The organism is Coprococcus sp. HPP0074, assembly GCF_964238105.1.
Lineage (GTDB): Bacteria > Bacillota > Clostridia > Lachnospirales > Lachnospiraceae > Faecalimonas > Faecalimonas umbilicata.
Genome location: NZ_CAXSKS010000003.1, coordinates 89,367 through 103,811 on the forward strand (window position 1 = coordinate 89,367; position 14,445 = coordinate 103,811).

General features: G+C 34.9%; 14 protein-coding genes and 2 pseudogenes. 13 read left to right on the plus strand and 3 right to left on the minus strand.

Annotated features, from left to right (window positions below; translation table 11 throughout):
• Nucleotides 1-132: 132 nt before the first annotated feature.
• Nucleotides 133-870, minus strand: a complete 738-nt coding sequence (locus ACESPO_RS04800) for a GntR family transcriptional regulator (RefSeq protein WP_022066792.1) — start codon at nt 868-870, stop codon at nt 133-135.
• Complete coding sequence (locus ACESPO_RS04805) at nt 867-1,577, minus strand: GntR family transcriptional regulator (protein WP_117578121.1); 711 nt, start codon at nt 1,575-1,577, stop codon at nt 867-869. The genes ACESPO_RS04800 and ACESPO_RS04805 overlap by 4 nt, the downstream gene beginning before the upstream one ends.
• 316 nt (nt 1,578-1,893) lie before the next feature.
• Here ACESPO_RS04805 and ACESPO_RS04810 point away from each other — a divergent pair, with 316 nt between their 5' ends.
• The 8 genes from ACESPO_RS04810 to ACESPO_RS04845 all read left to right on the plus strand — a co-directional run bounded on the left by ACESPO_RS04810 (nt 1,894) and on the right by ACESPO_RS04845 (nt 10,323).
• The gene (locus ACESPO_RS04810; RefSeq protein WP_117578123.1) at nt 1,894-2,889 is read left to right on the plus strand and encodes an SIS domain-containing protein; all 996 of its coding nucleotides are present in this window, start codon (nt 1,894-1,896) and stop codon (nt 2,887-2,889) included.
• Between the two features lie 9 nt (nt 2,890-2,898).
• Complete coding sequence (locus tag ACESPO_RS04815; RefSeq protein WP_336304545.1) at nt 2,899-3,750, plus strand: PfkB family carbohydrate kinase; 852 nt, start codon at nt 2,899-2,901, stop codon at nt 3,748-3,750.
• 16 nt (nt 3,751-3,766) lie between these two features.
• The gene (locus ACESPO_RS04820; RefSeq protein ID WP_117578127.1) at nt 3,767-5,062 is read left to right on the plus strand and encodes an ABC transporter substrate-binding protein; all 1,296 of its coding nucleotides are present in this window, start codon (nt 3,767-3,769) and stop codon (nt 5,060-5,062) included.
• 71 nt (nt 5,063-5,133) lie between these two features.
• Nucleotides 5,134-6,027 (plus strand): carbohydrate ABC transporter permease, encoded by an 894-nt coding sequence (locus ACESPO_RS04825; RefSeq protein WP_117578129.1) that lies wholly within the window; start codon nt 5,134-5,136, stop codon nt 6,025-6,027.
• A complete protein-coding gene (locus ACESPO_RS04830; protein WP_117578131.1) occupies nt 6,020-6,829 on the plus strand; it encodes a carbohydrate ABC transporter permease in 810 nt (269 codons plus the stop codon). The genes ACESPO_RS04825 and ACESPO_RS04830 overlap by 8 nt, the downstream gene beginning before the upstream one ends.
• Before the next feature lie 31 nt (nt 6,830-6,860).
• Nucleotides 6,861-8,894 (plus strand): beta-galactosidase, encoded by a 2,034-nt coding sequence (locus tag ACESPO_RS04835; RefSeq protein ID WP_117578133.1) that lies wholly within the window; start codon nt 6,861-6,863, stop codon nt 8,892-8,894.
• Entirely contained in the window at nt 8,870-9,775 is a 906-nt protein-coding gene (locus ACESPO_RS04840; protein ID WP_117578135.1) for a YitT family protein, read from the plus strand. Before ACESPO_RS04835 ends, ACESPO_RS04840 begins: the two co-directional genes overlap by 25 nt.
• Nucleotides 9,776-10,098: 323 nt before the next feature.
• Nucleotides 10,099-10,323 (plus strand): hypothetical protein, encoded by a 225-nt coding sequence (locus ACESPO_RS04845; RefSeq protein WP_207667247.1) that lies wholly within the window; start codon nt 10,099-10,101, stop codon nt 10,321-10,323.
• A 74-nt stretch (nt 10,324-10,397) separates the two neighbouring features.
• Here the strand turns inward: ACESPO_RS04845 and ACESPO_RS04850 are convergent.
• Nucleotides 10,398-10,610, minus strand: a pseudogene (locus ACESPO_RS04850) (transposase domain-containing protein); the annotation flags it as partial.
• Between ACESPO_RS04850 and ACESPO_RS04855 the strand changes: the two are divergent.
• The 5 genes and pseudogenes from ACESPO_RS04855 to ACESPO_RS04875 all read left to right on the plus strand — a co-directional run.
• Nucleotides 10,605-10,739: pseudogene (locus ACESPO_RS04855) on the plus strand (methionine--tRNA ligase subunit beta); the annotation flags it as partial. The pseudogenes ACESPO_RS04850 and ACESPO_RS04855 sit on opposite strands and share 6 nt — an antisense overlap.
• A gap of 217 nt (nt 10,740-10,956) precedes the next feature.
• Nucleotides 10,957-11,634 carry a response regulator transcription factor gene (locus ACESPO_RS04860; RefSeq protein WP_016439624.1) on the plus strand — a complete coding sequence of 226 codons (678 nt, stop codon included), beginning with the start codon at nt 10,957-10,959 and terminating at the stop codon, nt 11,632-11,634.
• 84 nt (nt 11,635-11,718) lie between these two features.
• Entirely contained in the window at nt 11,719-12,633 is a 915-nt protein-coding gene (locus ACESPO_RS04865; protein WP_336304546.1) for an ABC transporter ATP-binding protein, read from the plus strand.
• Nucleotides 12,634-12,685: 52 nt separating this feature from the next.
• Entirely contained in the window at nt 12,686-13,468 is a 783-nt protein-coding gene (locus tag ACESPO_RS04870) for a DUF2705 family protein (RefSeq protein WP_336304547.1), read from the plus strand.
• A gap of 9 nt (nt 13,469-13,477) precedes the next feature.
• Nucleotides 13,478-14,380 (plus strand): sensor histidine kinase, encoded by a 903-nt coding sequence (locus ACESPO_RS04875; protein WP_336304548.1) that lies wholly within the window; start codon nt 13,478-13,480, stop codon nt 14,378-14,380.
• The last annotated feature ends 65 nt before the right edge of the window (nt 14,381-14,445 follow it).

Consider the following 14,445-nt stretch of genomic DNA (forward strand, 5'->3'; position numbering starts at 1 on the left):
AAAAATGGTTAATTCTAAGCGGCTTTAGGTGGTCAATTTTCCCCGCCCCTAACAAAAGTATTATTTTGTGTATATTCTATCTTGTTTTGTTTATGGTGTATACACATACTAAACGGTAAAATTAAAGTGAATTTAGATATCATTTGTGACAAAGCGCACTTCAAGTTTATCAGGGCGTGAATAACTTTCTGTATATTCAACTAAATTCCCATTTTCATCGTATCCTATGAATTCAATATAGTTGACGATAGAGGTGGCACTTGGAAGATGAAGGTGCTTTTGAAGTTTTTCGCCAGCTTCTACCATCACCATTGTCTCATTAAATTTTACAGGCAAATGATTTTTGGATTTCATATAATCATAAAGCGATATGTGCTCAAAATTGTAATTATCGATATCTGAAAAAAAATGAATAGGAACATAGGTAAACTCAATTGCAAGAGGTTCCTTGTTTCCAAGACGAATTCGATGAATACCGTATATTTCATCTTCTTCAGAAAGTCCAAGTTTATCTGCAAAGTATTTTCTGTTTTTGATTATACCTGTGCCTAAGCATTTATTGGAAATTTCAATACCAAAGTTACGAACTAAAGAGGTAAAGCTGGCATTTTTTGATTCATTTAGTACTCCTAAAGCAACTCGATTTTGTTCGGGTTTGCGGACAAAAGTTCCCTTTCCGTGAACGCGAATTAAGTAATGTTGGCTAATTAATTCGTCAAAGATGTCATGAATCAAATACCGACTTACACTATACATTGTTGCAAAATCCCGTTCGCTAGGAAGCAACTCCCCAGGAAGATATTCCTGTGTTTTAATTTTTGTAATGATACTAGATTTTATTTGTGCGGCTAATACATCATCATTGCTCATAAAACTACCTCCCTGATAAAACCAAAACGATCAATTAGCATATTATTTTCAAAAAAGACTGCAAGATGTCCTTGTTTATCATACATGAGCCCTTTGTATTTCATTAAAGGGCTATCAACAGGAATATTTAAAATTTGAGCAGTCTTTATGTCTGCGTAAAGTAAGGTGACTTTTTGATTCGATTTTGCCAAGGTTATTTGACAATTGTTTGTAATCAAATCAATTGCAGGAGCAGAAGCAGCAATTTGTTGGGTGAGATCTGGATAGATGTATTCAGGAATATAAGTTGTATTGATACAAATTAGTTGAGTACCATCTGAATAAAGCCAAACAATTTTGTATATTTTCGATTTTTCAGGAAGTAACATTTCGCTTGCAAGATAGTTATCTGCTTCTATTTTTTTGAAATCATATAATTCGTAAGTTAATTGTCCGCTATCTTCCTCTGAATGTAAGGAAAAATTACGAATGGATTGTAAAATGCGTTTAGGCGCTACGTAATAACCACTTCGTGGTTTTGAGATAATTGTTTTATCTTGAAGTAACAGATTCAAGGCTCCACGAACAGTTAAGCGTTGTACATGAAACAGCTCTGCCAGCTTTCGTTCCGAAGGCAGTTTGTCACCTGGAAGATAGTGTTCTTCCTTTAGCATGTATTTGATTTCTTTTGATAATGCAACATCTAAAGTTAATAAATTTTTTTTCATAAGAACTCCTAATATTATAATTTACTTGTAAATTATAATCAAATTATACGTTGTCAGTTCTTAAAAAGCAAATGGAAAGGAAAAAAGAAATGAATAAATAAAAAATAAATATAAAAACTGGTATAGTAAGTTTGAAATGTGTTTCATACCAGAATAAAAGAAATATATGCATTATGTATAAATAAATGCATTTATATTTATAAAAATACAACAATATTCAATATTCTTTACATGAAGTATTGAAAAAAATGAAAAAAGTGGTATATTAAATTTAAAAATAGTCGCCAATGCAAAGGAAGAGAAAGGGGAAAACACTATGTTGAAATTTAATGAACAGAAACAGATTGAAAGTGTGAATGGAGCGCTTGCTCTGAGAAATCAAATTAATGAATTGATTGATGGAATTTGTAAAGAAGGATACAAGAATATTTGTTGGCTCGGTATCGGTGGAACATATGCATCTTGCCTCCAGGCAGAGGTTCATATGAAAGAAAAATCAAAACTTTCATTTTTTGTTGAAAACGCAGCAGAGTATTTGACAACTGGAAATAAAAAAGTTGGAGAAGGAACTATTGTAATTATTTCGTCTGTTACAGGAACAACTTCTGAAATCGTAGATGGAGTAAAAAAAGCACAGAAGAGTGGAGCAAGGGTGATTGGTTTTATTGATGTTGCTACTGCAGAACTTGCAAAACTTGTAGATTATGTGATTACATATCCTGCCAATGAACAATTGAAATTTTATATGGTAGCAGATAGATTTATGTACAATGCAGGAGAATTTCCAGAATATGAGGATTTATACAAGGAGTTGGATCAGTATTTGGCAACTGCACTTGTGGAAGTTGAAAAGGAAGCAGATGCTTTCGGAGAAGAATTTGCAAATCGTCATAAGGACGACAAAATTCATTATTTTGTTGGGGCTGGGAACCAGTATGGTGCCACATATTCTTATGCAATGTGCTATTGGGAAGAACAGCATTGGATTCGTACAAAATCTATCCACAGTGCAGAATTTTTCCATGGAATGTTAGAAGTAATTGACAAAGATACACCAGTTACAGTATTTATTGGGGAAGATTCTCAGAGATCATTGAGCGAGCGCGTTGCAAACTTCTTGCCACGCATTTGTGGAAAATACAATATTATTGATACCAAGAAATTTGAATTAAAAGGAATTAGTCCAGAGTACAGAGGATATATATCACATTTAGTGATGCATGCGGTAACACAGAGAATTGATGCACATATGGAAAAAGTCAATTGCCATCCTATGGAAATCAGAAGATATTACAGACGTCTGGACTATTAAGGTGGCAAAATGGACAGAAAGATAAGAGTAGCAGCAATAGGAGATAATTGTATTGATTATTATGATTCATTGAATGAATCTTATCCAGGGGGAAACCCAGTGAATGTTGCTGTATACATAAAACGATTAGGTGGAGAAAGTTCTTATACAGGTGCTGTTGGAACTGATTCATTCGGAAAAATCATGATAAGTGCAATTCAAAATAAAGGAGTCGATACTTCTCATATTCAAGTGCTAGATGGAAAAACCGCAGTTTCACATGTTGACATTGTAGATGGAGATAGAGTGTTTGGAGAATATGAAGAAGGTGTTTTGGCAGACTTTAAGCTAAGAGAACAAGACATTTCCTTTATAAAGAAACATGATTTAGCGGTTACAGGAATTTGGGGAATGATTGAAGATGAGCTTCCACTTATTTCGAAAGAAATTCCAGTTGCATTTGATTTTGCAAATAAATTTGCAAATCCAATTGTTGAGAAAGCGATTCCATATGTGACATATGCATTCTTCTCTTTTGACGAGGAATCACGCAATGAGTTTAGACAGAAATATCATAGCATGGGCTTAAAAGAAAAAGAAAATTGTATGGAACAATTAAAGGAATTCATGAAAGCAATGCAACAAAAAGGACCTAAAGTCATTATTGCAACATTGGGGAAAAATGGAAGCATTGGGTATGATGGAAATTCTTGGTATCGATTTGGAATCATAGAGTGTAAAGTTGTTGATACAATGGGTGCAGGCGACAGTTTTATTGCCGGATTTTTATATGGGATTTTGAATGGATTGAATGTTCAAGATTCGATGGAAGCAGGAGCTCAGAATAGTGCGGTAACAATAGGGTATCGAGGAGCATGGTAGAAGGAGAATATAACAAATGAGAAAAAAAATAGTGGCAATTTTATTGACAGCTGCGATGGCAATGGGTATTGCAGCATGCGGAAATCAAAGTGAAAGCAATAAAGAGGCAAAAAAAGACGATAATACAATTACAGTATGGTGTTGGGACAAAACATTTAATATTTTTGCAATGGAAGAAGCTGCAAAAATTTATCAAGAAGCTCATCAAGATGTGAAAATTGATATTGTCGAAGTTGGAGATGTAGATGTACAGTCTAGACTTACTACGGCTGGTACATCAGGAGATCTAAGCACATTGCCAGATATTTTTTTGATGCAAGACCATGCATTCCAAAAAAATGTATTATCTTATCCGGATATATTTACAGAAATTTCTGAAGAGAAAATTGATTTTTCAGAATTTGCCTCTGGTAAAACAGATTTTTCTGTTGTAGATGGAAAACACTATGGAGTGCCTTTTGACAACGGAGCAGCAATTGCTTGTTATCGTACAGATATTTTGCAAGAAGCTGGAATGACTTTAGAAGATTTTACAGATATTACTTGGGATGAGTGGGGTGAAAAAGGCAAAGTAGTACTGGAAAAAACAGGAAAACCATTATTGACAACGTTAGCAGGCGAATGTGATTTGCTTACGATGATGTTACAGTCTGCAGGAGCATCTTTGTTTAATGAAGATGGAACAACGAATATTGCAAAAAATGACACTTTAAAGAAGGTAATTGATACATATTGTAAAATGAAAGATTCAGGTGTGTTACAGGAAATAAATAACTGGGATGAATACACTGGCTCAATATTGAACGGTGAAGCTGCAGGTGTGATTAATGGGTGTTGGATTATGGGAACAATTCAGACAGCTGAGGATCAGTCAGGAAAATGGGCTATTACAAATATTCCAAAACTTACAAATGTAAAGGGTGCCACAAACTATTCAAATATTGGAGGTTCTTCCTGGGCAATCTCAGGGAATTGTGGAAACGTAGAGTTAGCAGAAGATTTTCTTGCGTCTACATTTGCTGGAAGTACAGAGTTATATGATAATATTCTCTCTTGTGGAGCAATTTCTACATGGACACCAGCAGGAGATTCTGATGCATATGCAGTACCGAATGAATTTTTCTCTGGTGATGCAGTGTTTGAAAAAATAGTTGACTATTCAACAAAAGTTCCTTCTATTATTACGGGACCATATTTCCATGAAGCAAGAGACGCAATCTCTGTTGCGACAACAAATATTACAAATGGTGCAGATTTAGAGGAAGAGCTTAAAAAAGCGGAAGATACTGTTAATTTTAATATGGGACAGTAAGAGAGATTCCTATCATACAAGGGGATGGAATGTAGAACCATCCCCCTTATGGATAGAGAGGAGGGGTTTTTGTGTCTAACAAACCAAGAAAAATGACGTTAGAAAAAAAGCATAATTTAACAGGATGGGCTTTTTTGGCACCAGCAACATTTTTGATTGCGGTGTTTAGTTTTTGGCCAATGATCAAAGCGTTAGTTTTATCTTTTCAGACGGGGAAAGGTACAAATATGCAGATGGCTGGATTTACAAATTACATCAGAATGTTTCAAGATGATGTATTTATTCAGTCAATAAAAAACACATTTTTTTATTTCGTTCTTCAAGTGCCCATTATGCTTGCAGTAGCGTTGGTGTTAGCTTGTATTCTAAATAAAAAAGACTTACGGTTTAAAGGATTTTTCCGAACAATGATTTTTTTGCCGTGTACAACTTCATTGGTTGCGTATTCAATTATTTTTCGGTCTTTGTTTGCAAATGATGGATTAGTAAATTATGTTCTAGTGAATTTTGGAATTTTGGATAAACCATATAATTTTTTGACACAACCATTTGCGGCAAAAATGGTTATCATATTGGCTCTTTTGTGGAGATGGACAGGATATAATATGGTATTTTTCCTTTCTGGATTGCAAAACATTGAATCTTCAGTATACGAAGCTGCAAAAATTGATGGAGCATCAGCAATACAGACATTTTTTAAGATTACTGTTCCAGTATTAAAACCAACTATCTTGTTGACAGCAATAATGTCAACAAATGGAACATTACAGTTATTTGATGAATCAATTAACTTGACCGATGGAGGTCCTGCGAATGCTTCAATCTCTATGTCACATTACATATATAATTTATGTTTTAAGTATGTGCCGAATTTTGGATATGCAGCAGCGATGTCCTTCTTTATATTACTGTTGGTTGCAGTATTAGCATTTATACAAATGAGGGTGGGTGATAAACGTGATTAAAAAGATGAAAAATATAGGAATGTATGCATTCTTGATTTTGGTTACTTTTATTTCAGTATTTCCTTTGTACTGGATGGTAAGTGCATCCACAAACAAAAGTGTGGATGTATCAAGAGGTGTATTATCGTTTGGCTCTCATTTGGGAGAAAACTTGAAAAATCTGCTGGCAAATCAAGATGTAGGGGCTGCATTGGTCAATTCATTTAAATATGCAATATTACTTACAATAGTTTCGATGGTGATATGTTCCTTGGCGGGATATGGATTTGAAATTTATCATGATAAAGCAAAAGATGCCGTGATGGTTGTGATTCTTCTTGCAATGATGGTTCCATTTATTACGACATTGGTCCCATTGTTTCAGATGGTTTCAAAAATGAAAATGTTAAATAGTACGTTGGGATTCATTTTACCAACGGTATCAACCCCATTTTTAATCATGATGTTTCGGCAGAGTGCAAGATCATTTCCTCATAATATTATTGAAGCTGCCAGATTAGATGGACTTTCGGAAATTAGAATCTTCTTTCAGATGTTTATTCCTACAATGAAATCAACATATGCAGCAGCTATGACTATTACATTTATGAATGCTTGGAATAGTTATTTGTGGCCGAAAGTAATCATGACACAATCCAAGAGCATGACAATGCCAATGGTTGTAGCAAATCTGACAGAGGGATATGTAACAGACTATGGAATGCTTATGTTGGCAGTCTTAATATGTACATTGCCTACCGCCTTAGTATTCTTTATTTTACAGAAGAATTTTGCAGAAGGTATTACTGGAGCTGTAAAATAATAAATGATATCTATAAAGAAAGGGATTAGAAATGAAATATAAAAAAATAAATATGCCAGGTCTTCTGCATGGTGGAGATTATAATCCTGAACAATGGTTAGATAGACCGGATATTCTTGAAGAGGATATCCGGTTAATGAAATTAGCGCATGTAAATAATGTTTCACTAGGAATATTTTCGTGGGCATTTTTAGAACCAGAAGAAGGAAAATATCAGTTTGACTATTTAGAAGAAATTATTAACCGTTTATATGACAATGGCATCTATACAAATCTAGCTACACCAACAGGTGCAATGCCAAATTGGATGACTCAAAAATATCCTGAAGTAATGCAGACAGATGAAAACGGGATACAGAATTTACCAGGAAAAAGGCATAATTTTTGTTACACGTCTGCTGTTATGAGAGAAAAAACTAGAAAGTTGGATTTGAAATTATCAGAACGCTTTGGAAAACATCCAGGAGTAATTCTTTGGCATATATCAAACGAATACGGAGGAAATTTTAGGGATGCTTCTTGTCATTGCGAAGAATGTCAAAAAGCATTTCGGAAATGGTTGAAAAAAAAATACAAAACATTGGATGCATTGAATCATGCATGGTGGAGTGCGTTTTGGAGTCATACTTATACCGATTGGGAACAGATTCATTCACCTTCTCCGAGGGGAGAGGATGAATTACACGGTTTGAAATTGGACTGGAAAAGATTTGTGAGCGAACAGTTACAGGACTTTTGTAGAGAAGAGATTCGAGCTGTTAAAACATATTCGGATCTTCCAGTTACAACAAACATGATGATGTATTTTTCGCCATTGGATTATGATAAATGGGCAGAGGAGTTGGATGTGATTTCTTGGGACTCTTATCCGAGTTGGCATACAAAAGAAGATGAAGTACCGATTGCTGTGTGGGCAGCCTTTATGCATAACCAGATGAGAGGATTTCAGAAGAAGCCATTTTTGATGATGGAATCAACACCATCACTTGTGAATTGGGATGAGGAAAATAATGTAAAAAGACCGGGGATGAATTACTTATCTTCAATGCAGGCAATTGCGTTAGGTTCTGATAGTGTTCTTTATTTTCAATGGAGAAAAAGCAGAGGATCGAGTGAAAAGTTTCATGGAGCGGTTGTTGATCATGATGCGTCAGAAAAGAATAGAGTTTTTCAAGAAGTTGCTTGGATTGGCAAAGATCTAGAAAAGCTAAGCAGTCGAATACTAAGTACATGTAATAGGGCGAAGGTAGCTATTATTATGGATTGGGAAAATTGGTGGGCTCTTTCTGACGCACAAGCAATATCGAGAAAATTCGATTATACGGAAGAGCTTTTAAAATATTATCGGGTTTTTTGGGAAAAAGGAATTGAAGTTGATATAATTTCCATGGATCGAGATTTGTTAGATTATCAGCTTGTGGTTGCTCCGACCTTGTACTTGTATAAAAAAGAGTATATTCATAAAGTAGAAGCATACGTGGAAGCAGGTGGAATATATGTAACAACTTATTGGAGTGGAGTAGTAAATGAAACAGATTTATGTTTTATTGGAGAGAGACCACATGAGAGATTGCTAGGATTATCAGTTGATGAGATTGATGTGGGGAATGAATATTTTCCAAATACTTTCTCCTATAAAGACGGTGTATATAAAGCCGGTGTGTTAAGAGAAGTTGTGACACTTCAAACTGCAAAGCCGTTGGGAACATACTTGCAAGATTACAATGCAAATACTCCAGCAATTACAGAAAATGCGTATGGCAAAGGAAAAGCTTACTATGTTGTTGTTCAACCAGATCTGGAATTTTTGAAAGAATTTTTGGGCGATGTAATTGAGGAAGCAAATGTGGAAGCAAATTTGACGGAAACATTACCTTATGGAGTTACTGTTTCAAAAAGAAGTGGAAAAGAACAGAAAGATGATGTATATTTTCTTCAGAATTTTAACAGACATCCTGTGAAGATGGTTTTGAATGAATGTTATACAAATTTGATTACTGATGAAATCCTTACAGGTTCAATAAAACTGCAAACATATCAATGTATTGTGATGCAAAAGAAATAAGATTCCGTAATAGGGAGGAACTCACATTGAAATCAAAGGCAAAGACATTTTTAATTGATATTTTACTTGATATTGTAGGTGGTTGTTTCATTGCGATTGGAGTCTATAATTTTGCAGTGGCATCTGGATTTCCGGTAGCAGGTATATCAGGTATTGCAATCGTGTTTTATTATTTTTGGAAAATTCCAATTGGTACAATGACGACAATTTTGAATATTCCAATTATTTTAATTTGTTACAAGTTGTTGGGAAAACAATTTTTTTTAAAATCAATAAAGACAATGTTAATTTCTAATATACTGATGGACTGGGTTGTTCCATTGTTTCCAGTTTACCAAGGTGATATGATGTTATCTTGTATTTGTATGAGTGTATTCTCAGGAATCGGATATGCATTAATTTACATGAGAGATACCTCTACAGGTGGAGCAGATTTTGTTTTGATGGCAATACACAAGGCAAAGCCACATATTTCTGTAGGAAAAATTATCATTGTTATGGATTTTATTATTGTAATTGTTGGTGGAATTCTGATGCGTGGAAACATTGATAAGATTATTTATGGATTAATAGGAACGTATATTCTATCATTTGTCGTAGATAAGCTAATGTATGGCGTTGATGCTGGAAAACTTGCTTTGATTGTAACAGAAAAGGGACCACAAATTGCGGCAAAAATTGATGAGCTATCACAACGAGGGGCAACTTTGATTAAGGCAGAAGGAAGTTATACAGGACGTGAAAAAGAAGTATTAATGTGTGCATGTAACAATAAAGAAATGCATACGATTCAAGAAGCTGTAAAGAAAGTAGATTCATCAGCGTTTCTTGTTATAATGGAATCGAATGAAGTGCGTGGAGAAGGATTCAAGCCACATTAAAAGAAATATAATATAAAAATTAAGAAGTTCTAGCATGGATCGGTATAAGATTGGATCCGGAACATTATCTTTGATTATGGAACGTTATCACGCGGGAGGTTTATGAAAATTCAGAGGTTTATCCAGTTGCATATGTGACCAGTCAATATCTTTCGGAAGAGGATTATAATACCCTGGAATTTCCATATAATCAGACAGCATTTCTTGACTTTGCTGTTGTGAAAAACAGAAGTTCCTGTGCCGGATGGAAGGAACAGCTTCAATCAAAGATACAGGAAGTAGATATTGGATTTCAATATAAAGAGATAGATAGCAGGCAGTCAGTGACAAAAGAATTTACAATTCCAAAAGCCCAAAAGGGAGATTTATTTTTGCTTCAGTTTGATGTAGAAAACCAAGATACTTCAAAGGATGTATCTGTAGATGTAGAAGGTATTCGCAATAAATTAACGGAAAAAAATCATATTTACTATAACGAAAACGAAACCTTTACTTATGCTGTTACGCTAGAAGATGGTCAGTGTCTTTGGTTTGCTGTTATTTTGTAAGCGCAAAATATTGCTACGCTGTCCATGAATCACGCTTGAACCAAAATGATAGATGCAAGCGTTTTACTCTATGTTTAGTTTTGACAGTTCGCTTTCGCAGTCTCGCTCCATGGGGCAAGCTGTTCCAGCTGTTCATCTGACATTTTAGCGTCTGGCCGCTGTGATAAGAGGTATGTCAGATATTTGTAGGTATTCAGGTCATTCGCTTTTGCCATCTCAACCATTGTATACACAATAGCGCTAGAGGCCGCTCCCTTCGGACTGGCACTGAACAGCCAGTTCTTCCGCCAAGAAAGATGATGGGAATCGATTCCTGTGGTATGATTATCTCCGCAACTCATCTGGAAGAAGGAAGAGAAGGATTGAATGTCTTGATGGTAGATGACAGAATCCCAGCAGGAGCAAAACTCTATTAATGGAAAATAAATATTGATTGTTGAGGGCACTTTTTGAAAGAAAAAACTTTCAGGGAGTGCCCTTTTTATGTTTATAATCTGTTATACAAAAAGTGGATGAATATTTTTAGAAATTACATGAAGAACATGATGAAGTATACAGCCTTGCAGAAGAAAATCTGCAAGTGTATAATTTACATAAAGTTAATTTATGAAATTTTCAAGGAGCAAAAAACTTATGAATAAAATTTTGATCATAGAAGATGATGCTGATATAAATGTTATTATAGCGGAGGCGCTCACCAAAGCCGGATACAGCTGCACACAGGCGTTTTCGGGAACAGAAGCTTTGCTTTATCTGGACAAAGAGAATTACGCACTTGCTGTTATGGATTTGATGTTACCAGGGTTATCCGGTGAAAAACTACTTCCTAAGCTGAAAGAAAAGCAGCAGATACCTGTGATTGTAGTTTCTGCTAAAGATAGCCTTGATAGTAAAGTGAACCTTCTGACAGAGGGGGCAGAGGATTACTTGACAAAACCTTTTGAGCTTGAAGAACTTATTGCAAGAGTTGGTGTTCAGGTTCGTCGTTTTGCAAAAGAGTATAATACAGAGAATAACTTGTTAAAATATAAAAATCTGGTTCTGAATTTAGATACATTTACAGCTGAAATTAACGGTACAGAGATTATATTGACAAGACAAGAGTTTAAAATATTGGAACTTTTCATGTCTCATCCCAATAAGGTGTATGCAAAGCAGGATATATACGATTATGCCTGGGATGATATTTATGTTGGAGAGGATAAGACTATTAATGTACATATCAGTAACATACGCAAAAAAATAAAAATTGTTACAGAAGAGGAATATATTGAAACGGTATGGGGAATTGGATTTCGTCTGGTTAAATAACTTTAACTTTTCTTTAACTTTGCTTTGCGTTTTATTGTCATTTTATCTGTAAACTAGGAAGCATAAAGTAAAGGAGGAGTTGAAATGAAGGATTTGTTAAGTACAAACGGTCTTACGAAAAAATTCGGAAGATATAAGGTCGTAAATGCAGTAAATATTCATATCAGACAAGGTGATATATATGGGCTGATTGGGAGAAATGGAGCAGGGAAAACAACGATTCTTAAAATGATAAGCGGACTTGCAGCTCCAACAGAAGGTGATTTTTCTCTATTTGGGAAAAGTGGAAAAGCTGCCTATCAGTATATGTCCCGCATCGGTACATTGATTGAAGCACCAGGAATTTATCCGAATATGTCTGCTTATGAAAATATGAAACTGAAATGCATCGCAATGGGTGTTAGAAAACAGGGTGTGATTGAAGAACTTCTTAATACTGTAGGACTTGGAACTGTTGGAAAGAAAAAGGTCAAGAACTTTTCTCTTGGTATGAAGCAAAGACTTGGAATCGCACTTGCACTTGTAGGCGATCCAGACTTAGTGATTTTAGATGAACCGATCAATGGTCTTGATCCCCAGGGAATTGCTGAAGTAAGAGAAACTTTATTCAAATTGAATAAAGAGAAGAATATTACCTTTATTATTTCAAGCCATATTCTTGAAGAATTATCAAAGATTGCAACAAACTATGGTGTTATTCATGATGGTGTTCTAATTAAGGAAATGACACGAGAAGAGCTTCTTGCAGAATGTAGTGAACGAATAGAGCTTAAGACAGATGATACAGGAAAAGCCTGCACTGTTCTTGAAAATATGGGAATCCATCAGTATAAGGTAGTAGATGCTGATACAATCCAGATTTTTGAGAGACTGAATGATGGTGGAAGCATCACGATGACATTAGCGGAAAATGGTGTAAAGACTGTAGGGATTACTATAAAGAACGAAGCTTTAGAAGATTACTATTTAAATTTGACGGGAGGTGCTTTAAATGTTTAATCTTATAAAAATGGATATTCACCGACTATTACATTCAAAATCTACATGGATTATGATCTGTTTTGTAATTGGTCTTGCAGTGTTCAGTGTAACGATGACAAATTCAGATATAGAATTTATGAAAGATGATCCAGCGGCAGTGACAGAAACAATGGAAGAACGCCCGGTAGGTATCTATGTGGAAGCACAGCCGGAATGGGTAAATGGTACTATTGAAATTGGAAGTGTCGTCAGTGTTGAAATGAGAAGTCAGTTACTTGCAATTTTATGTGTTATTTTTGCGGCAATTTTTACCAATGCAGATTATAAGAATGGATATATAAAGAATATTGCTGGGCAATTTCCAAGACGGGAACAGCTTGTTGCATCGAAATTTATCGTAATTGCATTCCAAGTGCTAGTGATGGTTGTTGTATTTACAATATCGATAGTTGTAAGTGGGTACGTAATGTGGGGAAGTGATTTCTATTTAGGAAGTGTAACAGAACTGTTTCAGTATTTAGGGGTACAATACTTGCTTCATTTAGGAATTGCTACAGTAATGATGTTACTTTGTATTCTCACTTATAGTACTGCGTTTAGTATGACCAGTGGGATTCTTTTGTGCTCTGGACTTGCAGTGCCTATTTATTCACTAATAAATAAAGCAATTAATGGATTGAAAACAGGACTTGAATTTGATATTAACAAGTATATACTTGATGGTAATATTACGATGTTATTGTATGATAGCACATCAGAAGTTATGGTAAGAGGTGTTGCCGTTGGAGTAGCATTTGCAATTGTATCTTTATTCATTTCTACGATAATTGTAAAGAAACGAGATATTCGATAGAGGTTTTATATGATTCTATGGGCTGTTTTATCAACAGTGTTGGCTGTTGGATTAATATTTATACTGTTAATGTACAGGCGACAGGTAAAGAATACCTGCCGCCAACTTGGGTTTCTAAAAGAAAATCAGACAAATCTTCGCCTTACGGTAATGGTTCCTTTTAAACAATTCGAAAAGCTTGTGGACAGTATCAATCAAGTACTTGACATGTCGCAAGAGATTAAGAACAATGCACGGAAAAATGAAGAACATTTGAAGGAGACAATTACAAATCTTTCTCATGATATTCGAACACCGCTGACATCTCTTGATGGATACTTTCAATTGCTGGCACAAAGTGATTCAGAAGAAGAGCAGCGACATTACATAGAAGTAATCCAAAGCAGAATTTCAAGTTTAAAGGATATACTGGAAGAATTATTTACATATACAAAACTTCAGAATGAACAGTATGAGTTGAAGATGGAAACAGTTGATTTTGGTAAATGTGTGTATGATACAGTATTTTCGTTCTATGATGAATTTCAGACAAAAGGCCTGGAACCTGAGATTGATTTTTGCGAGGAGAATATTCTGATAGAGGGAAATACGGAAGCAATTAGAAGAATATTGCAGAATATTATAAAAAATGCATTGGTGCATGGCAGTCAAAAGATCAGAATGAAGCTTTTCAGTGAGAATAATCACATAATTTTTCTATGTGAAAATGATTTGGAAAATCCAGGGGACATTGATATTAAGAAGATTTTTTCAAAATTCTATAAAGCCGATACAGCACGAACAAGTAATACTACAGGGCTTGGTCTTTCAATTGCAAAAAGTTTGGTAGAGCGAATGGACGGAACGATAATTGCTGAGATAGAGAATGATATGTTCCTAATAAGAGTTATATTTTTTAGAAAGAAACTTTAAATATCTATATTCCTTATCCTTATGCCAGATGCGGAAAGTACAGTGATCTGTAGACTTTGGGCAAA

Excerpts from the sequence above, each read along its gene's own strand:
- ACESPO_RS04860 (WP_016439624.1), top strand. The coding sequence starts at position 10,957 with ATGAATAAAATTTTGATCATAGAAGATGATGCTGATATAAATGTTATT.
- ACESPO_RS04810 (WP_117578123.1), top strand. The coding sequence starts at position 1,894 with ATGTTGAAATTTAATGAACAGAAACAGATTGAAAGTGTGAATGGAGCG.
- ACESPO_RS04875 (WP_336304548.1), top strand. The coding sequence starts at position 13,478 with ATGATTCTATGGGCTGTTTTATCAACAGTGTTGGCTGTTGGATTAATA.
- ACESPO_RS04815 (WP_336304545.1), top strand. The coding sequence starts at position 2,899 with ATGGACAGAAAGATAAGAGTAGCAGCAATAGGAGATAATTGTATTGAT.
- ACESPO_RS04835 (WP_117578133.1), top strand. The coding sequence starts at position 6,861 with ATGAAATATAAAAAAATAAATATGCCAGGTCTTCTGCATGGTGGAGAT.
- ACESPO_RS04840 (WP_117578135.1), top strand. The coding sequence starts at position 8,870 with ATGTATTGTGATGCAAAAGAAATAAGATTCCGTAATAGGGAGGAACTC.
- ACESPO_RS04805 (WP_117578121.1), bottom strand. The coding sequence starts at position 1,577 with ATGAAAAAAAATTTATTAACTTTAGATGTTGCATTATCAAAAGAAATC.
- ACESPO_RS04865 (WP_336304546.1), top strand. The coding sequence starts at position 11,719 with ATGAAGGATTTGTTAAGTACAAACGGTCTTACGAAAAAATTCGGAAGA.
- ACESPO_RS04800 (WP_022066792.1), bottom strand. The coding sequence starts at position 870 with ATGAGCAATGATGATGTATTAGCCGCACAAATAAAATCTAGTATCATT.
- ACESPO_RS04870 (WP_336304547.1), top strand. The coding sequence starts at position 12,686 with ATGATCTGTTTTGTAATTGGTCTTGCAGTGTTCAGTGTAACGATGACA.
- ACESPO_RS04820 (WP_117578127.1), top strand. The coding sequence starts at position 3,767 with ATGAGAAAAAAAATAGTGGCAATTTTATTGACAGCTGCGATGGCAATG.